A 19,094-nucleotide genomic window follows, 5' to 3' on the forward strand; every position below is an offset into this window, starting at 1 on the left:
TCGAGTCGCGACTGTACTGCACATTCATCCGATGACCGTCATGTCTGCCCCGCCCATCATCCGCCAGCTCGGTCGCGCCGACTATCAGGCGACCTTCGACGCGATGCGCGCATTCACCGATGCCCGCAGCGCGGCGTCGCCGGACGAGTTGTGGCTGGTCGAGCATCCGCCGGTGTTCACGCTCGGTCTCGGCGCCGATCCCGCGCATGTGCTGGCGCCGCATGCGATCCCGGTAGTGCAAACCGACCGCGGCGGCGAGGTCACCTACCACGGCCCCGGTCAGGTCGTGATTTACCTGCTGCTCGACCTGCGCCGCCGCAGCCGCGCTGCGCGCCTGCTGGCACGCGAATTCGTGCACAAAATCGAGCAGGCGGTGATCGACACCCTGGCCGGGTATAATCTGGCCGGTGAACGCAAGAGCGGCGCGCCGGGCATCTATGTGGCCGCCAATGCGGTTGCCAATAGCGTTGGCAATGAGGTCGCCAACGGCCAGTGGCAAGGCGCAAAAATCGCGGCGCTCGGCATCAAGATACGCGGCAATGGCTGCACCTACCACGGCGTCGCGCTCAATGTCGCGATGGACCTGCAGCCGTTCGACTGGATCAATCCCTGTGGTTACGAGGGACTGGCCACGGTCGACATGAAGACGCTGGGCGTTGCTGCGACTGTGGCAGAGGTACAGTTAGCGCTTGCTCACCAGCTGCAATTGCAACTTGGCAACAATCCACCGAACCCGGCAGCCCGAACACCGACCGCCAACCCAGAACCGGTAACACACCGATAGCCCAAGCGACATCATGACAACCGACAGCACGCCAGAATCGACCATCGCCATCTCCACCGCCACTGCCGACACCGCGCCGGCCTACAACGCCAGCGACAAGCAAAAAGGCGCCAGCAAGACCGCCCGCATCCCGATCAAGATCATCCCGTTTGAAAAGCTGGCTAAGCCGGACTGGATCCGCGTCAAGGCGGCGTCGCCGACCACCCGTTTCTATGAGATCAAGGACATCCTGCGCGCCAACAACCTGGTGACGGTGTGCGAAGAAGCGAGCTGCCCGAACATCGGCGAATGCTTCGGCAAGGGCACCGCGACCTTCATGATCATGGGCGACAAATGCACCCGGCGCTGCCCGTTCTGCGACGTCGGCCACGGCCGGCCCGACCCGCTCGACGTCAACGAGCCGGAAAACCTGGCCAAGACCATCGCCGCACTCAAGCTCAAATACGTGGTGATCACCTCGGTCGACCGCGATGACCTGCGCGACGGCGGCGCCGGCCATTTTGTCAAATGCATCCGCCGCATCCGCGAACTGTCGCCGAACACAAGGATTGAAATCCTGACGCCGGACTTCCGCGGCCGCATGGACCGCGCGCTGGAAATCCTCAATAGCGCGCCACCCGACGTGATGAACCACAATTTAGAGACCGCGCCGCGCCTGTACAAGGAAGCGCGCCCCGGTTCCGATTACGAATACTCGTTGAACCTGCTGAAGCGTTTCAAGGCCCAGCATCCCGACACCCCGACCAAGTCCGGCATCATGGTCGGCCTCGGCGAAACCGACGAAGAAATCCTGCAAGTGATGCGCGACCTGCGCGCGCACGACGTCGACATGCTGACCATCGGCCAGTATCTGGCGCCGAGCGGGCATCACCTGCCGGTGCGACGCTACGTGCACCCGGACACCTTCAAGATGTTTGAAACAGAAGCGTACAAGATGGGCTTTATCCACGCCGCAGTCGGGGCGATGGTGCGCTCCAGCTACCATGCGGATGAGCAGGCGCATGACGCCGGTGTGCGGTAAACGTTAGGCATTCACGTACACACACCCACTCATTGCCAGGGTTTGCAATGAGCTCGCTGCTGAACGGCGCGCACATGTACTTTCAGAGCGCCTTTAACAAATATGCGCAAACCGCATACTTTATGCCGATACCCATTGAAAGCAACAGGTCGGCGCGCTGAATTCATAGCGCTGAAGGCCTCTGTCTTTGAGCAAAATTTAATCAGCAACGTCCAAACGCAGCAAGACGACGCAGGACATACCTGGCAACCCAATCTGGGATTGCATCGCGGATATCGCTCGGACGACCGACGAGAAGAAGCAAAACAAAATCACGAGAACTCCGCATCGATGTTGAACGATGCGGATTTCTGTGCAGGAGCAGCAAAAAATCCTGGCAACAATTAGTCTTGCACGCTTACGGTGTTACGTCCTTGTATGCGAAAGCATCAATGATGGATGTGCCGTTTTCAGCGACAAGCCTGAAGGAGCTGGGTTTGTAATCGGTTGCACTGATCAGATAACCGTTGAACGCCCCGGATTTTGTGCACCCGGACATCGTGAATGCAAAGGGCACCGTGCCTACAATTCCGGTCGGGACACCCAATCCTCCCCTCAGCTTGCAAGCAGAGGTCGGTGTCGAGACGGTGCCATCGTGTGCGATTTGGAAATCGGTTGGCACGCCATCAATCACGATCGTATAGGTCCCGACAATTTGTGCCAACGTGATAGGTGTAGTCTGAATTGGCGCGGTACTGGTGGCATCAAACGATACCGGACTGGACAAACCGCCTGGCACGCGTTGTGTCGTCTCGTTGCTGATCCGATAGAGGGCTTGCGCGGGCTGATTATCTGTTGGCGAGACAACGATGAAACCATTGCCATCTGGCCCGACAAATGACTCCCCAAAATTACCCGCCGGATCACCGCTCACCGAAAACGAGCTAGCAAGGCCGACGCCAGGCTTGGTTGTGAGGGTAGCATTCGATGCTGGCAACGACGAGTCGCCCGAACATGCGGTCAGCAACACGCTGGCAAGCAGTACCGCCCATGAAAAAATTGATTTCATGGCCGCCTCACTTGACAAAATTGATCAGCTTGGCACGCAATGCCGCTTCCTGAGCGCGGGAAGCCTGATGCGTCCCCTGCATCACTGACACGGCAATCGTTCCAGAATTCACGACATTTTGCTCTGAATTGGGATCAGTATCCTGGATGTATGCCAGCCCGGCAGGCACAGGCGCCGGATTGATCACCAGCGTCACGCCAGGATAGGCAGGAATACCGTTCGGAAATGCCTTGGCCAAATAGCCCTGGGCTACCGGGTCTTTCGACAGATCTTCGACGAAATACGGCAGCGCGATGGTAGCCAAGCCGAGCTTGCTGAATTTAACCGGCAAAGATGACGCGGCGCCTTTTGTAAACTTTGGCAGGTTGACATTCAAACCGACCCCTTGCGGCAACAAGCTGCCACCAGCCACCGCCTTACGCCTTTCCAACTCACCGACCAGCCTGACGACGACATCCGCCACTTCATACTCAGGATCGCCATCGACCAGTTGATTGAATGGCTTATAGCTTTGTGGTTGTGCCGCGCTGACGGCAAGCGCTGGAATCCCGCGATTGATCGCGATCAGCGCCGCATTGACGGTACCGGAACCATTATTGACGAGACCGGTATTGTTGCCGTAATTCGGGCCGGAAATGACCAGGTCGGGCACTTGTCCGAACGCAGTTTTCGACGCGATATCAATCCCATACAAGGTCGCTGCCACTGGCGTGCTATTGACGTAATACGCATAGGGCATGCCCGGCAAGGTACCGATACCGGCCGCACCAGCGCTCAACACGCCGCCGCGACTGGGAGTGGCGCCACAGTTAGTCGCCGACAACGGGCCGATCGGACGCAAAAAATCCAGGCCACCGCCTTTACCACTGTTATCACAGACCTCCGAAGAGATGATCACCTTATGGCCTGCAGCCGTCAGGCGTTGATACAGCGCATGTACGGTTGACGATTCTGTACCATCGTCGTTAGTGACGACGATATTCAACGCGTAGGACGAAGATGCGGCGCTCGAAACAAGTGCCACAGCCATCAAGCATTTCACTATTTTTTTCATTTTCATTTTTTATCTTTCTGTGCAATTTAAGTCCGTTCAACTTAGCTAAAAGTTGGGCCGACCGAAATGTAGCGATGAAATATCACGGGCTCATGACCGTGATCGATCATGCGTCTCCCCCCAACATCAACCAGTTGGAACAGGACCAGCCAACCAACCAGTTCAGGTGTCGGCATCATGCCAACATCCACATCGAGAGTAGCGGCATTACCTTTTAGAATTCATCGTCTGTTCAGACTATCTGCCCTGATGACATCGGCTATCACGACTGTTTAAGCGGCGTCACAAGAGGAACATCATGCTCAAGCAACTGAAAAGAGAGGCGACACCAGACGACAAGACACTGGCAGATGCAGTACGCGCATCAGCCCATCGAATTTGGCAAGCGGGCTTGGGAGCTTGCGCCAAGGCCCGGCAGGAAGGTGGAAAGGTTTTCGACAAACTAGCTAAGGATGCCCGCCAGGCGCGCAGCCACTGGCAGCGGAAGCGGTGGTTACCGCTCTCGGTTTGGCTTTTGTATGTCCAGGTCAAGCTGAAGCGGCGCTATCGTGCGCCGGAAAACGCAGCGTCACCTGCAATCCGCTGCCATGCGCGGCATCGGACAATTCAACACTGGCACCGTGCGCGGTGGCGATGTCGCGCACGATGGCAAGTCCCAGGCCGGCGCCGCTCGGGTTGGCCTGTTGCGCCGACGCGGCGCGATAGAACGGTGCAAACACGCGCTCGCGTTCGCCGGCGGCGATGCCTGGTCCGCTGTCTTCCACCTGCAGCAATGCCGCGCCATCGCCGCCATCCTCGGTCAGCACCCGCAGCATGATCTTGCCGTTGGGCGGCGTGTAGCGGATCGCATTGTCAAGCAAGTTGGTCAGCAGCTCGTGCAATTGCAGTGGATTGCCGTGCACCTTGACGTCGCGCGCCGCTTCCAGCGACAGGTCGAGGCCTTTCCTGACTGCCGCCTGTGCCAGCTCCAGCCCGACCTGGCGCGCGCAATCGGTCAGCGAGCATGCGGTCATTGCCGCTTCGGTCGCGCCATGTTCAGCCCGCGCCAAGGTCAGCAGGCGGTTTGCCAGATGGACCGTGGCATCGGTGGTCTTGACGATGTTCTCGACGATGTCGCGCAACGCCGCCGAATTATTGGGCGCGTGTTCGAATTCACGCAGCGCCAGTTCGGCCTGCATTTTCAGCACCGTCAATGGCGTGCGCAACTGATGCGAGGCGTCGGCGATGAAGCGCCGCTGCCCGGTGATCAATGCCTGCAGCCGTGCCATATAGCCGTTCATCGCGATCACCAGCGGCCGCACTTCCTTGTGCACCAGGTTGGGGTCGAAATCGGACAAGTCGGTCGGCGCCCGTGCTTCCACATTGCGCCACAGCTGCATCAACGGACGCAACACGAAACGCACCGCAAACCACACCAGCAGTACCGACGCCAGCACCAGCGCGGCCTGGCGCCACATGGTGTCGAACAGGATCTGGCGGCTCAGGCCACTGCGGGCGTCGAGCGTTTCCGCCACCTGGATCAGCGCGATGCCGCGCATCGTATCGTCATACACCGGCTGGTACAGGGTGGCGATCCGCACCGGCTGTTCGTGGTAAGTCGCATTGTAGAAATACACCAGCGCCGGATACGCTTCCGAGCGCCGCACCTTGGACGGCAGCGCGGGCAGGTCGTCGTAGCCGGACACGAAGTCGCCATTGATCCCGGTGACCTTGTAATAGATCCGTCCCAGCGTGTCGGTCTCGAAACTGTCGAGCGCCACATAGGGCACGTCGGCGACCACCTTGCCGTTGACGATCGAGACCCGCTCCGCCAGCGCGCGGGTCGACGCCAGCAGGGACCGGTCGTACGCGACGTCGGCGGCATTGAGCGCATTGCGGTGCACCGACACCGCGTCGAGCGCGACCAGCAAAACGAGTGGAATCAGCAACCAGCGCATGAGCTGGCCGCGCAAACTGCCGAGAGGTTTAACGGTACTGGTGGTCATGGGGAGTTTGAATTGGTACAGCGGCGTGCGCTGGCCGGCTCATTCGGCATGGCGTTCCTGCAACAGATACCCGATGCCGCGCAGCGTGGTGATGGCCACGCCGCCGGCGACCGCGGGATCGAGCTTCTTGCGCAGCCGATGGATGTAGATCTCGATCGCGTCGGGATTGGCATCATCGGCCAGCGTGAATACTTCGTCGAATAACTTTTCCTTCGATACCGCCAGACCGGCACGGGTAATCAGCACCTCCAGCACCGCATATTCGCGCGGGGTCAGCGCCAGCGGTGCTGCGCCGTAACGGAACTGGCGCGACACGGTATCGAACGACAGCGCGCCGCACGTCAGCGTCACTGCTTCATGGCCACGGGTACGGCGCAGCAACGCCTTCACGCGCGCCTCCAGCTCGCTCAGCTCGAACGGTTTGGCGAGGTAATCGTCGGCCCCCAGGTTCAGTCCCTGCACCCGTTCGGTCAGTCCGCCGCGCGCAGTCAGGATCAGCACCGGCGTCTTGCTGCCGCGCGCGCGCAGGCGCTTCAGGACTTCCAGTCCGTCCATTTTCGGCAAGGTCAGGTCGAGAATCACCAGCGCGTATTCCTGCGTGTGCAACAGGCTGTCGGCATCGGCGCCGTTCATCGCGCATTCGACCGACCAATGCGCATCCTGCAGCGCCTTGCTCAGCCAGTGTGACAATTCGACATGATCTTCAACCAATAAAATGCGCATTTTTTGAAACGAACTTGGAAATAAGGTTGGAAATGAAAGGAGTTTGAAAGCAACCGGCGCGTATGGTTGCGCTACAAAAAATAAATCAACGGAGACTGCCGGCATGGATCGCATCGTTTTTTTCATCATACTCACATTCGCTGCATTTGCAAAAGCGCAGGACCGCGCCCCATCCGACAAGTTGGTGGTCGGCCAATCGGTGGAATTGTCGGGCCAGGCCACCGGCAGCGAAAACCGGCAAGGCGCGCTGGCTTACTTCGGCTGGCTCAACAGCCAGGGAGGCGTGCATGGCCGGCAAATCGAATTGAAATCCTATGACGATAAGCGCGATCCGACCTTGACCAGGAAAAATACCGAAAAATTACTGCAGGAAGACCACGCGATCGCCTTATTCGGCTATCGCAGCACGCCGACGGTGGAGGCGGCGTTGCCGCTGCTACTGCAATCGAAAGTGGCGCTGGTGGCCCCATTCTCCGGCGCACAATCCCTGCATCTGCCATTCAATCCCTACCTGTTCCATCTGCGCGCCAGCTACCAGCAGGAGGCCGCCAAGATGGTCGAATCGCTGGCTACCTTGCAAGTCAGGAAGGTCGCCGTGCTGTATCAGGACGACTCGTTCGGCAAGGATGGCCTGGCCGGTTTCGAGCGCAGTTTGCAGGCGCGCCAATTGCAGCCGCTGGCGATCGCGAAATACGATCGCAAGGATTTGAACGTGAGCGCCGCGGTCGCCGCCATCGCCGCGGCCAACCCGCAGGCGGTGCTGATGGCATGTACGCCATCGGCGTGCGCAGACTTCATCAAACAGATGCGCCGGAAGGGCGCACCGCCGCAATTTCTGATGCTGTCCAATGTCAACTCGGATGAGTTCTTTAAGAGCTTGGGCGAAGAGGGACGCGGCATCGGTGTGATGCAGGTGATGCCGTATCCGCGCGACGTCGGCGCGGCCACGGTGCGTGAGTTCCAGCGCGTGCTGAAAGCGATGCCCAGTCCGCCGCCAGCGTCGTATGCTGTGCTGGAAGGTTTCGTCGCCGCCAAACTGCTGACCGAGGGGCTACGCCGGGCCGGGCCGAATCCGAGCCGGCAAAAATTGGTCGCCGCGCTGGAGGCAATGCACGACACTGATTTGGGTGGCGTAACGGTCAACTATTCGGCCACCAGTCATGACGGCTCGCGCTTCGTCGAGTTGGTGGTAGTGGGTAAAAACGGCCTAATCCTACGTTGAAAGCAAATTGAAAGATTCACATGGTTATGATGCGAATCATGTTACGCCTCCTCGTCCCCGCCAACTGGAATACACCCGCCAAACCGGCGCGCCGATTACTGGCAGCCACGCTGCTGGCCGCGAGTGCCTGCGCCGCCGCAGGCGCGCAAGCCGCGCCGGAGTGCGTGGTGCCGGCCAAGCCCGGCGGCGGCATGGACGTGACCTGCAAGCTGATGCAAAAGGCGCTGCCAGGCGATGTCAAAATTGCATCAAAAAGCGGGACAGTGCACATCAGCTATCTGCCCGGCGGCATCGGTGCAGTAGCCTGGAACTCCGTGATATCGCAACGCCGCGCCGAACCCGATACGCTGGTGGCATTCTCCGGCGGCTCCTTGCTGAATCTGGCCCAAGGCAAGTATGGCAAGGCCTCCCCGGCCGACGTGCGCTGGGTCGCCGCCGTCGGTACCGACTACGGCATGATCGCGGTGCGCAGCGACTCCCCTTACAAGACCCTGGGCGATTTGGTCGAGGCGCTCAAGCGTGATCCGTCCAAGGTGACGATCGGCGCCGGCGGCACCATCGGTAGCCAGGACTGGCTCAAGGTGGCGCTGGTGGCCAAGCAGGGTCATGTCGATCCGAAGACTCTGCGTTTCGTCGCGTTCGAAGGCGGCGGCGAGTCATTTACCGCGCTGCTGGCAAATCACGTGCAAGTGGTGTCGGGCGACGCCTCGGAAGCGACGCTGCATTCGATCAATGACCAGATCCGGGTGCTGGCCGTGCTGTCCGACGCGCGCCTGCCGGGAACACTCAGCAACGTGCCGACCGCACGCGAGCAGGGTTTTGACGTGACCTGGCCGACCATCCGCGGCTTTTACATGGGGCCGCAAGTGTCCGATGCAGATTACCGCAAATGGGTCGCGGCCTTCGACCACGTGATGAAAACCCCGGCCTTCGACCAGCTGCGTGCCGCCAATGGCTTGTATCCGTTCGCGATGACCGGCGCCCAACTGACTGACTACATACAGAAAACCGTCGACGCCTACGGCAGGCAGGCCAAGGAGTGGGGTTTGGTGCGATAGCACACCGGCAGTAACGATTTTGGAACGTCACGGCAACATCAGATCAATCACGCAGCAATCTGCAATACCAGTCAGCAAAACCAACGCAGCATCCATAATAATCAGGAGATGACACCATGTTTTCAAAAAGCCTCATTGCAACCGTCGTCGGCAGCGCGCTGGCGACCTTGATCGCAGCCACCGCCATCAGCGCCTCGGCCCAGGTGCCGGCCGCGTATCCTGCCAACTACCCGGCCGACTACACAAAAATCATCGAAGGCGCGAAAAAGGAAGGCAAGCTGGTGATCTACAGCGCCACCGACTCCAAGGCGGCGGAACCGCTGATCAAGGATTTCAGCGCCTTGTATCCCGGCGTCAAGGTTGAATACAACGACATGAATTCGACCGAGGTCTATAACCGTTTCATTTCCGAAGCGGCCGCCGGCGGCGCCACCGCCGACCTGCTGTGGTCGTCGGCGATGGATCTGCAAGTCAAACTGGTATCGGACGGTTACGGCCTGGCCTACAAGTCGCCGGAAGCGGCCGCGATCCCGGCCTGGGCCAACTGGAAGGACATGGCCTACGGCACCACGTTCGAGCCGATCGGCTTTGTCTACAACAAGCGCCTGGTACCGGCCGATGAAGTGCCGACCTCGCACGACGACTTTGTCAAACTGATCAGCAGCAAGGCTGACAAGTACAAGAACAAGGTCACCACCTACGACATCGAAAAATCGGGCGTCGGCTTCGCGTTCATCACGCAGGACGCGATCGACAATCCGAAGTTCTGGGAACTGGCGAAAGCGCTCGGCGATGCCGGCGTGCGGGTGCAGTCGTCCACCGGCACCATGCTCGAACGCATCTCCTCCGGCGAGAACCTGATCGGCTACAACATTCTCGGTTCTTACGCGCTGGTGCGTGCCAAGAAGGACCCGTCGATCGGCGTCGTCTTCCCGAAGGATTACACGCTGGTGCTGTCGCGCGTGATGTTCGTCAACAAGTCGGCCAAGAATATCAATGCCGCCAAGCTGTGGCTCGATTACACGCTGTCCAAACGTGGCCAGACCGTGATCGCGAATGAGTCGCAACTGTATGCGATCCGGGCCGACGTCAAGGGTGAAACTACCTCCGCCGACCTGATCAAGCAATACGGTGCGAGCCTGAAGCCGTTGCCGGTCAGCCCGGCATTGCTGCAATACCTCGACCAGGCCAAGCGACTGGCTTTCCTGAAGCAGTGGAAAGACGCCGCCGGCAAAAAATGATGCGTCAGCTCAGGCGCGCATAGGAAACCCTGTGCGCGCCTGACGTCTCGGCACTCATCCTCATCCTGTCGTCCCGGTGCAAGCCGGGGTCCATGCAAGGCCGATCGCCTCCGGTGACCGGCAGCGGGACCCCGTTTGCTCCGCAATGACCTTTCTTCATTGGTGTAGTCCATGCAAACCCTTGCTCCAACACGTCGTTTCGGTCAGCTCAATTGGCCGCGCTTCGGCCAACTCAACTGGCCGCGCGGGCTGGTCGTGACGCTGACCGCGATCGCGATCTTCCTGCCACTGACGTTGATTTTTTATCAAAGCTTTTTATCGGCGCCGTTCTTTTCGCCGGCCAAGGTCTTCAGTCTGGAACCGTACCGCTTCATCTTCGATGATCCGGATTTCCGCACTGCCTTCATCAACGGTTTCATTCTCGCTGCCGGTCTGGCGCTCATCGCGGTACCGCTCGGCGCGATGCTGGCTTTCCTGATGGTGCGCACCGATCTGCCGGGCCGCAATGCGATTGCGCCGTTGCTGCTGGTGCCGATTTTCGTGTCGCCGATGGTGATCGCGTTTGGCTATGTGGTGTCGATGGGACCGGTCGGTTTCTACACGCTGTGGGTCAAACAGTTGATCGGCGTGGAACCGTGGAATATCTACGCGTTTACCAGCATCGTCATCATTGCCGGTCTGACCCACGTGCCGCATGTGTACCTGTACGCGTCGGCCGCGCTGAAAAGCCTGGGCTCCGATGTCGAAGAGGCAGCCCGCGTGGCCGGAGCCTCGCCGCTGCAGGTCGCCCTCAACGTGTCGTTGCCGATGATCACGCCGGCGCTGGCGTATTCCGGCGTGCTGGTGTTCTTCCTCGGCTTTGAGGTGTTCGGCCTGGTGCTGGTGCTGGGCGATCCGGAAGGCCACCTGGTGCTGGCGACTTATCTGTACAAGCTGACCAACAAGCTCGGCACGCCGTCGTATCACCTGATGGCAGCGGTCGCGGTCTGCCTCGTGATGGTCACGCTGCCGCTGGTGATGCTGCAGCGCTGGCTGCTGAAATCGGCCAATAAATACGTGTCGATCAAGGGCAAGGGCTCGCGCCAGAAATCGCTGCCGCTGGGCAACTGGAAATGGCTGGCAGTCGGCCTGATCGCGGCCTGGGTACTGTTCACCATCGTGATCCCGATTTCCGGCATCGCGCTGCGCGCGTTCGTGTCGAACTGGGGTGAAGGCGTGCGGCTGGCCGAAGTCCTGACGCTGGACCACTTCCGCGACATCTGGGCCACGCCGACCCTGATGCGCGGGATTCTCAACACGGTGCTGATCGGCGTCATCGGCGGCGCGATCGCGGTCGCCTGCTACAGCGCGATTGCGCTGGCGATGCACCGCAAGCCGGACGGCATCACCCGCTTTCTCGACTACAGCGTGCTGGTGCCGCGTGCGGTGCCGGGCCTGCTGGCCGGCTTGTCGTTCCTGTGGGTGTTCTTGTTCGTGCCGGCGGTGCTGGACAACGCCTTGAAGTGGTTCGACCACCCGGCCGCACTATGGCTGAGCGAACACCTGATTCCGCAATTGCGGGCGCTGCGCTCGACCATCTTTTCGGTCTGGCTGGCGTACTCGGTGGTGTGGCTGGCGTATGGCCTGCGCCTGATCACGACCGCCTTGCTGCAGGTCGGTCCGGAACTGGAAGAAGCGGCGCGCGCGGTCGGCGCCCAGCGCGCTCAGGTGACGCGCGACATCACGCTGCCGCTGGTGCGCCACGGCCTGATCGGCGCCTGGCTGATGGTGTTCCTGATTTTCGAACGCGAGTATTCGACCGGCGTCTATCTGCTGTCGCCCGGCACCGAAGTGATCGGCGCGATGATCGTCTCGATGTGGGGCGCCGGCGCGGTCGACCTGGTCGCGGCGCTGTCGTTCATCAACATCACGCTGGTGGCGATCGGGCTCGCGATTGCGTTGCGCTTCGGGGTGAAATTGCACGCTTAATTGCACGCTTAAGTGGTCGACTCCGCAATCGACCAGCACACCACATTCCAGTATCGGCATTTTTGAACAAATTCGAAAGACCATCATGTCAGAACTCACCGTCAACAATCTCTATCTCGACTACGGCAGCGGCGCCAGCGCCAATCCGATTCTGAAAGGCGTGTCCATGCAGCTGCAGCGCGGCGAAGTGGTCGCGTTGCTGGGTCCGTCCGGCAGCGGCAAGACCACGCTGCTGCGTGCGGTAGCCGGGCTGGAAAGCCCGAAGGCGGGCCGCATCAACATCGGCGAGCGGGTCGTATTTGAGGGTACGCAGAATGGCGCGCGCACGCTCGAGATGCCGGCCGAACAACGCAATCTCGGCCTGGTGTTTCAGTCGTATGCGCTATGGCCGCACAAGACCGTGGCCGACAACGTCGGCTACGGCCTGGTGCTGCGCAAGATGAACAAGAGCGAGATCGGCGAGCGCGTCAAAAAGGTACTCGGGCAACTCGGCCTGGGTCATCTCGGTGAGCGCTTTCCGCATCAGTTGTCGGGCGGCCAGCAACAGCGGGTCGCGATTGCGCGCGCACTGGTCTACAACCCGCCGGTGATTCTGCTGGACGAACCGCTGTCGAATCTGGACGCCAAGCTGCGCGAAGAAGCGCGCGCCTTCCTGCGCGAACTGATCGTCCGGCTCGGTCTGTCGGCGCTGATGGTGACGCACGACCAGGCCGAGGCGATGGCGATTTCGGACCGCATCCTGCTGCTCAACAACGGCAAGATCGAGCAGCAAGGTTCGCCGCAAAGCATGTACCAGACGCCGGACACGCTGTTCACCGCCGAGTTCATGGGTAGCAACAATCGACTGCCCGGCAAGGTGCTGCAGCGCGACGGCCAGCGCGTCACGCTGCAGGTCGAGGGCGGTACCGTACAGGGCTTCGCGCGCGGTGGCAACAACGGCACCGACGTGATCGGCATCGTCCGGCTGGAACAGGTGCGCATCTCCGATACCCAAAGCGACAACGCGATCAGGCTGCCGCTATCGACCTGCATGTATCTGGGCGACCGTTGGGAATGCCTGTTCCACAGCGGCGGTCACGACAGCGTCGGGCTGCGCGCGTATGCAGCGCAGCGGCTGGCACCGGGCGATTACTGGCTGCAGCTGCCACAGGATTCACTCTGGGTATTTTGAGCAGCAACCCGGAGCGTTTGAAGGTCCACTTAAAAGCCCACTCATAAGGCTTACTTTTTATAAACTTTGGAGAATACTGAATGAAGAAATCGCTTCTCACGCTGGCCGTGCTGTCCGCCGCCGGGGCCGCCCAGGCTCAGTCGAACGTGACGATGTACGGCTTGCTCGACGCCGGTGTCGAGTACACCAACCACGCCAACGCCACCCAGGGTTCGCTCACCCGTGTCACCTCGGGCGGCACCAACACCTCACGCTTCGGTTTCAAGGGCAGCGAGGACCTGGGCGATGGCATGAAGGCAGTCTACCAGCTGGAAGGCGGCATCTTTATCGACCAGGGCATCTCCGACGGCGTGTTGTTCAAGCGCCAGGCCAATGTCGGCCTGGAAGGCGCCTTCGGTCGCGTGGTGGCAGGTCGCTCGTACACCACCAGCTATGACTTCATGCTGCCGTTTGATCCGATGGGCTATGCCCCTGAATATTCTTGGGTCACCTCCGGCAACGGCACCGGTGTCAGCAAGTACGGCATGCCGACCGCGTTCGACAACATCATCAAATACCAGGGCGAATTCAGCGGCTTCAAGCTCGGCGCGTCGGTTGGCTTAGGCGAGCAGGCCGGCAGCACCGCCGACAGTGCGAAATACAATCTCGGCCTGGGTTATGAAAGTGGACCGTTCAGCATCGCCACCACTTACGACCGCCAAAACGGCAACACCGTGGCGGCGACCGGCGACCGCAACAAGACCACCACGATCCACCTCGGTGCGGCTTACAAAGTGGCGAACGATGTCACGATCAGGGGTGGCTATCGCAATTACAAACTGGTTTCCGCCGCGGCCACGCGACCGGCCGATGTCCGGGCCGACATGTACTGGGGCGGCGTCACCTACCAGGCCACGCCGGTCGTGGGGCTGACTGGCGCGGTGTACTACCAGAACGTCAAGAACGTCGCGCCGGGCACGGATGCCGATCCGATCATGTATGTGCTGCAGGCAAAATATACCTTGTCGAAGCGCACCTTCCTGTATGCCGCCACGGCGTATGCCAAAGCCAAGCACAATCAATTGGTGGGTCTGACGCGTGACAGCACGGCCGACGGCGGTGTCAGTGGTTTTGCCAGCAACCAGACTGGCGTGATGGTGGGCATGCAGCACCGCTTCTGATCATTGTCAGGTGGTTCCGACAGGCGCTGTGCGGCGCCTGTCGGGTCGCTGCCGGTGGCGCGTGACGCAGGTGCCGGCAGACCGAACATCGTCCCTGCCCAGCAAGCAGGATTACACTTTTCTCAACCGACCTTACCGTACCGCCGCCGAACTGACGCCGCTGATGCGATCGATTCGATGCGGTCGATTCCATGTTCCACTCCTTACGCTCGATTGCCCGTCCGTTCTCGACTGCGCTGCTGCTCGGCTTGCTCGCGGCCACTCTGTGCCTCTGGCTCAAGACTCCGCTGCCGTGGATGATCGGACCTTTGCTGGCGACCGCGGCGGCAAGGATGAGCGGGCATGACCTGCGCTGCCCGGTACAGGCGCGGGAAGCCGGGCAATGGGCGATCGGCACCGCACTCGGCCTGTATTTCACCCCAACGGTGCTGAAGGTGTTGGCGTCCTATATCGGTTTCATCATCGTCGCCGTCGTGTTTGCATTAGTGCTTGGCATGGTCTGCGGCTGGCTGCTGCACAAGCTGACCGGCGTCGATCAAACCACCGCATTTTTCGCGATGGCGGTCGGCGGCGCGTCCGAGATGGCGACGCAGGCGGAGCGGCATGGCGCGCAGATCGACCGGGTCGCCGCGGCACACAGCCTGCGCATCATGATGGTGGTGATCATCGTGCCGTTCGCGTTCAAATTCTGGAACGTGCATGGGCTTGACGCCTACGTGCAGGGTGTGCGCCAGGTCGATGTGGTGGGCTTGCTGACGCTGATTATGTTCACCAGTGCGGTGGCGTATGCGCTGCGCCGCCTGCAGCTGCCGAATGCCTGGGTCATCGGTCCCTTGATCATGACGGTCGCGTTGACCGCCAATGGGGTGAACCTGTCGGCCTTGCCGCAATGGATGATCAATGGCGGCCAGTTATTGATCGGCACCGCGCTCGGCACCCGTTTCACGCCGGCCTTTCTGCATACCGCACCGCGCTATCTGGCCGCGGTCGCGCTGTGCGGCTTGGCCGCGGTGTTGCTGGCAGCCGGCTTCGCGCTAGGATTGGCGGCCTGGTCCGGAATCAATCCGGCGACCGCGATCCTGGCCACCTCGCCCGGCGGCATCGCCGAGATGTCGCTCACTGCCAAAACGCTGCAATTGGGGGTGCCGATCGTGACCGCGTTCCACGTCACCCGCATGGTGACGCTGGTGCTGGTGATCGGGCCGCTGTTCCGGTTCGGAAAAAGCTTGCGCAGGCGTCTGAAACCGCAATAGATCATGCGATCACGCCGGCAATATTTTCGTGGCAATGATGAAACCCGCACGGCGGATCAGGAAGCTACTGCGGGAGCTGGCCGCCGAAAGCGCGGCAGCCACCAGGCATCAGGTCGCCAAGGCTTTTTCGAGCAATCGATGCAGGGCCGGGAACTCCGGCTCGCCGACATAGCGCTTGAGGATGTTGCCCTGCTTGTCGATCACGAAGGTGGTCGGGGTCAGCTTCACGTCGCCGAAGGAATTGGCCAGAGCACCGGTGGTGTCGAGCGCGACCTTGAACGGCAGCTTGCGCGTTTCGGCGTAGTTCAGTACATAATCCGCGCGGTCGTAGCTCATCGCAACCGCGACGAATTCCAGCCCCTGGCCCTTGTACTTGTTGTAGGTCTCGACCATCTGCGGCATCTCGTGCACGCAGGTGGTGCAGGACGTGGCCCAGAAATTGACCATCACGACCTTGCCGCGCAAGCTCTGCGATGAAATCTTCTCGCCGTTGAGGCCGATGAAGGTGACGTCGGGCGCTCTCGTCTTGCTCGATACGGCGAGATAGCCGGCACCGGCCACCGCCAGCAGCACGGCCACGGCCAGCGCGGCCGTGATCGACTTGCGCTTGCTGGAAGAAGGGGTAGCGGTTGCTTGCATGATGCGATTGCCTCGACGGAATCAGACTGCCATTATAGCGGCCAGCCGGCCGGCGCGCTTTCTAGCGCCGCTGCGGGTCGACGCTGCCGGCGGCCGACCAGGCAGTGACGCGGCCGATCGACTCATGGCCGGAAATACACATAGCCTTCCCTGGCTTGCAGCCGCGCGATCTCGACCACGCCGGCCGGCACCACCTTGGCTTCCGGCACCAGCATCGACGGCGTGATGTTGCGCGCTTTCATGGTGTTGTTGCAGGCGCGAAACTCCACGCCCTGGGCCGCCAGCGCGCTGATGGCCGGCGCGAACGGCTCGCCGTTGCGGTCCTTGGCGCCTTGCAGCAGGAAGTTCAGGCCGGCGCCGAGCGCCACCACCACGATCTTGGTATCCGGTTCGCCGCGCAACTGGTTGCGCAGGTTGCCCAGCGCGAACGAAGCCTGGTCGACGCCGTCGGCGAGGTGGTAGACCACCTTGATCGGCTCGCCCGCCAACGCGGGCGCGGCCACCAGGCCGAGCCAAGCGGTCGCCAGCAGCGCGCCGCCGGCGTACTTCAGAAACTGGCGCCGCGCGCTGCCGCGCGATACCGTAGTGTCGATCGTCATTGGCTGGAGCATTGGCTGGCCTCGCCGCTTATTGAGCCGGTGCCGGCGACGCCGACGATTGCCGCGCCTCGTCGTCGCCGATGTATTCGAACACCTTGACCACCTTCTGCACGCCGCCGACGCCGCGCGCGACCTCGCCGGCCATCGCGCCTTCGCGCTGGCCGACGCGGCCCATCAGGTAGACGATGCCGCGCTCGGTGACGACCTTGTAATTGTTGACGTTGATGTCGCGCGTGTCGACGAAGCTGGCCTTGACCTTGCCGGTAATCAGGGTGTCGTTCGAGCGCGACGTGAAGCTCGACGTGCCACCGACTTCGAGCTCGTTGACGACGCCCTGCACGCCTTCGATTGCGGCAATTTCACGCTCGGCCGTGGCCTTCATCTGCTCGTCGCGCACTTCGCCGGTCAGCAACACACGCCGGTTGAACGTGTTGACATTGATGTGGGCGCCGTCACCGAGCGCATTGCGCAGGCGCGTTTCACCCTTGACGATGATCGACTTGTCCTCGGTCTGAGCGCCGAAGGTCCGGCGGTCGGTCGCGGCCATGGTACCGGCCACGGCACCGCCCACGGCGAGCCCGATGCAGCCTTGCAAGCTGACGGCGATCGTGCCGCACAGCACGGCAGCGGCCAGTGGGCGTTGCATGCGGCGCACATTACGCTTCAAGTTTTCACCATCAATCATGTAAATCTCCTCCAAATAGAGCGATATCGATGCCATCGCATAAGCAGTGTATTGTCAACAAATGCACTTCCTGAATCCTGACGGTGCGGTCATGTGGCACGCAGATATGGACGTCGGCGTCGGTGATCAGCGTGGCCGTGGCGCCGCCGCCCTTGCCGGTCAGTGCCACCACCCGCATGTCGCGCTCCAGCGCAGCGTCGATCGCGGCCAGCACGTTGGCCGAATTGCCCGAGGTCGAAATCGCCAGCAGCACGTCGCCCGATTGACCGAAGGCTTGCACCTGCTTTGAAAAAATCTCTCGGAAGCTGTAGTCGTTGCCGACCGCGGTCAAGATCGAGCTGTCGGTAGTCAGCGCCAGCGCCGGCAACGGCAGGCGCTCGCGTTCGAAACGGCCGACCAGTTCGGCCGCAAAATGCTGGCAGTCGGCAGCCGAACCACCGTTGCCGCAGGCCAATATCTTGTTTCCGTTAGACAACGCCGTGAACATAAGTTCAACCGCTTGTGCAATTGGCTGCGCCAGTACGGCTGCCGCCTGGATCTTGAGTTCGGCACTTTCGTGGAAGTGCCCGAGTATGCGTTGGTTCATCATGGTGGGGGCGATTATAGTGCAGGTCGCGGAAATTCCGTCGGCCATTGGATTCATACCCGCCGGATTTAATGCCGACGAACACCAACTTCGAGGGAACCGTAAATGCGTCGTCCCAGCGAACGCTGGGACCCAGTGTCGTTGGCCAAACATGGTGACCCAGGTTCGCAGTACCGCCTGCGACACCATCTAAACGATACGCATATTGCGTGCGGCGTCCGACAGCAACGAACGCCGCTGGGTCCCAGCGTGGCCACAGGCCAGTTTATCCTGAGCTTGTCGAAGGGAAGGGCTGGGACGACGGTGCACAAGGTATGCGTTGATTCGGCGGTTCGGACACTGGCGATGGCCCGGAGCGTACCGCATCACAAAGCATCGACGCATTTCTTGTCGATGCCAGATTATTTTCTCCTTGAAGCGCCCTATGCCTCGATCGCATTCCGAATCCAATTGAGCACATCGCCGTCGATCGCAATCACGTCGAAGCGGCAGGCCGGCGGTGTCCGGTAACGCTGCAAGAATAGCTGGGCGGCGAGGATCAGGCGCGCTTGCTTGCGCGGGGTGACGCTGGCGGCGGCACCGCCGTGCCGCAGGTCGGCGCGTTTTCTGACTTCGACGAACACCAGCTCCTCGCGGTCCTGCATGCGGTCCTGCATACGCTCCCGCATGATCAGATCGATTTCGCCGCCCTTGCAGCGGTAGTTGCGCTCGACCAGGGTCAAGCCGTGTTGCAGCAGATGCGCCAGTGCCGCGTCTTCGCCGGCCTTGCCGGTGATTTGCTTGTCGGTCGGCGCAGCAACCGACTGCCCGGAGATCTTGCCGAGGCGCGCCAGCCAGCCCATCTAGTGTAGTGTTGCATTCTGTTTGCCGCTTAACCGGCTGTTTGCGCGAATCACT

General features: G+C 61.1%; 19 protein-coding genes and 1 pseudogene. 11 read left to right on the top strand and 9 right to left on the bottom strand.

Annotated features, from left to right (window positions below; genetic code table 11):
- Nucleotides 1-40: 40 nt before the first annotated feature.
- The 3 genes from lipB (at nucleotide 41) to ACFOFO_RS08070 (ending at nucleotide 2,192) form a co-directional block, all read left to right on the top strand.
- Nucleotides 41-784: a lipoyl(octanoyl) transferase LipB gene (lipB, locus tag ACFOFO_RS08060; protein WP_390322019.1), complete on the top strand. Its 744-nt coding sequence runs from the start codon at nucleotides 41-43 to the stop codon at nucleotides 782-784.
- 13 nt (nucleotides 785-797) lie between these two features.
- Nucleotides 798-1,805 carry a lipoyl synthase gene (gene lipA, locus ACFOFO_RS08065; RefSeq protein ID WP_390322017.1) on the top strand — a complete coding sequence of 336 codons (1,008 nt, stop codon included), beginning with the start codon at nucleotides 798-800 and terminating at the stop codon, nucleotides 1,803-1,805.
- Nucleotides 1,806-1,940: 135 nt separating this feature from the next.
- Nucleotides 1,941-2,192, top strand: coding sequence for a hypothetical protein (locus ACFOFO_RS08070; RefSeq protein WP_390322016.1), 252 nt, complete (start codon nucleotides 1,941-1,943; stop codon nucleotides 2,190-2,192).
- 10 nt (nucleotides 2,193-2,202) lie between these two features.
- On the opposite strand, the gene ACFOFO_RS08075 is transcribed toward ACFOFO_RS08070, so the two are convergent.
- Nucleotides 2,203-2,853 (bottom strand): hypothetical protein, encoded by a 651-nt coding sequence (locus ACFOFO_RS08075; protein ID WP_390322015.1) that lies wholly within the window; start codon nucleotides 2,851-2,853, stop codon nucleotides 2,203-2,205.
- A 7-nt stretch (nucleotides 2,854-2,860) separates the two neighbouring features.
- Nucleotides 2,861-3,883, bottom strand: a complete 1,023-nt coding sequence (locus ACFOFO_RS08080) for a 5'/3'-nucleotidase SurE (protein WP_390322013.1) — start codon at nucleotides 3,881-3,883, stop codon at nucleotides 2,861-2,863.
- 322 nt (nucleotides 3,884-4,205) lie between these two features.
- On the opposite strand from ACFOFO_RS08080, the pseudogene ACFOFO_RS08085 reads away from it, so the two are divergent.
- A pseudogene (locus ACFOFO_RS08085) lies at nucleotides 4,206-4,376 on the top strand (phasin family protein); the annotation flags it as partial.
- A gap of 58 nt (nucleotides 4,377-4,434) precedes the next feature.
- Here the strand turns inward: ACFOFO_RS08085 and ACFOFO_RS08090 are convergent.
- Together ACFOFO_RS08090 and ACFOFO_RS08095 are read right to left on the bottom strand one after the other, a co-directional pair.
- Nucleotides 4,435-5,892, bottom strand: coding sequence for a sensor histidine kinase (locus ACFOFO_RS08090; protein ID WP_390322011.1), 1,458 nt, complete (start codon nucleotides 5,890-5,892; stop codon nucleotides 4,435-4,437).
- A gap of 39 nt (nucleotides 5,893-5,931) precedes the next feature.
- Nucleotides 5,932-6,615: a response regulator gene (locus tag ACFOFO_RS08095; RefSeq protein WP_390322009.1), complete on the bottom strand. Its 684-nt coding sequence runs from the start codon at nucleotides 6,613-6,615 to the stop codon at nucleotides 5,932-5,934.
- A gap of 103 nt (nucleotides 6,616-6,718) precedes the next feature.
- Between ACFOFO_RS08095 and ACFOFO_RS08100 the strand changes: the two genes are divergently transcribed.
- From ACFOFO_RS08100 to ACFOFO_RS08130, 7 genes are all read left to right on the top strand, one after another.
- Nucleotides 6,719-7,837: an ABC transporter substrate-binding protein gene (locus ACFOFO_RS08100; protein ID WP_390331317.1), complete on the top strand. Its 1,119-nt coding sequence runs from the start codon at nucleotides 6,719-6,721 to the stop codon at nucleotides 7,835-7,837.
- A gap of 38 nt (nucleotides 7,838-7,875) precedes the next feature.
- Entirely contained in the window at nucleotides 7,876-8,895 is a 1,020-nt protein-coding gene (locus tag ACFOFO_RS08105) for a tripartite tricarboxylate transporter substrate binding protein (protein ID WP_390322008.1), read from the top strand.
- A gap of 116 nt (nucleotides 8,896-9,011) precedes the next feature.
- Nucleotides 9,012-10,136: an ABC transporter substrate-binding protein gene (locus ACFOFO_RS08110; RefSeq protein ID WP_390331318.1), complete on the top strand. Its 1,125-nt coding sequence runs from the start codon at nucleotides 9,012-9,014 to the stop codon at nucleotides 10,134-10,136.
- Nucleotides 10,137-10,307: 171 nt separating this feature from the next.
- Complete coding sequence (locus ACFOFO_RS08115; protein ID WP_390322006.1) at nucleotides 10,308-12,104, top strand: ABC transporter permease; 1,797 nt, start codon at nucleotides 10,308-10,310, stop codon at nucleotides 12,102-12,104.
- Between the two features lie 85 nt (nucleotides 12,105-12,189).
- The gene (locus ACFOFO_RS08120) at nucleotides 12,190-13,275 is read left to right on the top strand and encodes an ABC transporter ATP-binding protein (RefSeq protein WP_390322005.1); all 1,086 of its coding nucleotides are present in this window, start codon (nucleotides 12,190-12,192) and stop codon (nucleotides 13,273-13,275) included.
- An 80-nt stretch (nucleotides 13,276-13,355) separates the two neighbouring features.
- Nucleotides 13,356-14,435, top strand: coding sequence for a porin (locus ACFOFO_RS08125; RefSeq protein ID WP_390322003.1), 1,080 nt, complete (start codon nucleotides 13,356-13,358; stop codon nucleotides 14,433-14,435).
- Between the two features lie 191 nt (nucleotides 14,436-14,626).
- Nucleotides 14,627-15,688, top strand: coding sequence for an AbrB family transcriptional regulator (locus ACFOFO_RS08130; protein WP_390322001.1), 1,062 nt, complete (start codon nucleotides 14,627-14,629; stop codon nucleotides 15,686-15,688).
- 108 nt (nucleotides 15,689-15,796) lie between these two features.
- Here ACFOFO_RS08130 and ACFOFO_RS08135 read toward each other — a convergent pair whose 3' ends face one another.
- The 5 genes from ACFOFO_RS08135 to ACFOFO_RS08155 all read right to left on the bottom strand — a co-directional run bounded on the left by ACFOFO_RS08135 (nucleotide 15,797) and on the right by ACFOFO_RS08155 (nucleotide 19,039).
- On the bottom strand, nucleotides 15,797-16,327 hold the full coding sequence (locus ACFOFO_RS08135; protein WP_390322000.1) for a TlpA disulfide reductase family protein: 531 nt from the start codon (nucleotides 16,325-16,327) through the stop codon (nucleotides 15,797-15,799).
- 122 nt (nucleotides 16,328-16,449) lie between these two features.
- Entirely contained in the window at nucleotides 16,450-16,938 is a 489-nt protein-coding gene (locus ACFOFO_RS08140; RefSeq protein ID WP_390321999.1) for a DsrE family protein, read from the bottom strand.
- 16 nt (nucleotides 16,939-16,954) lie between these two features.
- Entirely contained in the window at nucleotides 16,955-17,611 is a 657-nt protein-coding gene (locus ACFOFO_RS08145) for a BON domain-containing protein (RefSeq protein ID WP_390321998.1), read from the bottom strand.
- Nucleotides 17,604-18,200, bottom strand: a complete 597-nt coding sequence (locus ACFOFO_RS08150; protein WP_390321997.1) for a phosphoheptose isomerase — start codon at nucleotides 18,198-18,200, stop codon at nucleotides 17,604-17,606. Before ACFOFO_RS08150 ends, ACFOFO_RS08145 begins: the two co-directional genes overlap by 8 nt.
- A 419-nt stretch (nucleotides 18,201-18,619) precedes the next feature.
- Nucleotides 18,620-19,039 carry a YraN family protein gene (locus ACFOFO_RS08155; RefSeq protein WP_390321995.1) on the bottom strand — a complete coding sequence of 140 codons (420 nt, stop codon included), beginning with the start codon at nucleotides 19,037-19,039 and terminating at the stop codon, nucleotides 18,620-18,622.
- Between the last annotated feature and the right edge of the window lie 55 nt (nucleotides 19,040-19,094).

This window comes from Pseudundibacterium arcticum (assembly GCF_042646465.1).
Classification (GTDB): Bacteria; Pseudomonadota; Gammaproteobacteria; order Burkholderiales; family Burkholderiaceae_D; genus Undibacterium_A; species Undibacterium_A arcticum.

Coding starts and splice junctions, on each gene's coding strand:
- lipB (WP_390322019.1), top strand. CDS start 41: ATGTCTGCCCCGCCCATCATCCGCCAGCTCGGTCGCGCCGACTATCAG.
- lipA (WP_390322017.1), top strand. CDS start 798: ATGACAACCGACAGCACGCCAGAATCGACCATCGCCATCTCCACCGCC.
- ACFOFO_RS08075 (WP_390322015.1), bottom strand. CDS start 2,853: ATGAAATCAATTTTTTCATGGGCGGTACTGCTTGCCAGCGTGTTGCTG.
- ACFOFO_RS08080 (WP_390322013.1), bottom strand. CDS start 3,883: ATGGCTGTGGCACTTGTTTCGAGCGCCGCATCTTCGTCCTACGCGTTG.
- ACFOFO_RS08090 (WP_390322011.1), bottom strand. CDS start 5,892: ATGACCACCAGTACCGTTAAACCTCTCGGCAGTTTGCGCGGCCAGCTC.
- ACFOFO_RS08095 (WP_390322009.1), bottom strand. CDS start 6,615: ATGCGCATTTTATTGGTTGAAGATCATGTCGAATTGTCACACTGGCTG.
- ACFOFO_RS08100 (WP_390331317.1), top strand. CDS start 6,719: ATGGATCGCATCGTTTTTTTCATCATACTCACATTCGCTGCATTTGCA.
- ACFOFO_RS08105 (WP_390322008.1), top strand. CDS start 7,876: ATGTTACGCCTCCTCGTCCCCGCCAACTGGAATACACCCGCCAAACCG.
- ACFOFO_RS08110 (WP_390331318.1), top strand. CDS start 9,012: ATGTTTTCAAAAAGCCTCATTGCAACCGTCGTCGGCAGCGCGCTGGCG.
- ACFOFO_RS08115 (WP_390322006.1), top strand. CDS start 10,308: ATGCAAACCCTTGCTCCAACACGTCGTTTCGGTCAGCTCAATTGGCCG.
- ACFOFO_RS08120 (WP_390322005.1), top strand. CDS start 12,190: ATGTCAGAACTCACCGTCAACAATCTCTATCTCGACTACGGCAGCGGC.
- ACFOFO_RS08125 (WP_390322003.1), top strand. CDS start 13,356: ATGAAGAAATCGCTTCTCACGCTGGCCGTGCTGTCCGCCGCCGGGGCC.
- ACFOFO_RS08130 (WP_390322001.1), top strand. CDS start 14,627: ATGTTCCACTCCTTACGCTCGATTGCCCGTCCGTTCTCGACTGCGCTG.
- ACFOFO_RS08135 (WP_390322000.1), bottom strand. CDS start 16,327: ATGCAAGCAACCGCTACCCCTTCTTCCAGCAAGCGCAAGTCGATCACG.
- ACFOFO_RS08140 (WP_390321999.1), bottom strand. CDS start 16,938: ATGCTCCAGCCAATGACGATCGACACTACGGTATCGCGCGGCAGCGCG.
- ACFOFO_RS08145 (WP_390321998.1), bottom strand. CDS start 17,611: ATGATTGATGGTGAAAACTTGAAGCGTAATGTGCGCCGCATGCAACGC.
- ACFOFO_RS08150 (WP_390321997.1), bottom strand. CDS start 18,200: ATGATGAACCAACGCATACTCGGGCACTTCCACGAAAGTGCCGAACTC.
- ACFOFO_RS08155 (WP_390321995.1), bottom strand. CDS start 19,039: ATGGGCTGGCTGGCGCGCCTCGGCAAGATCTCCGGGCAGTCGGTTGCT.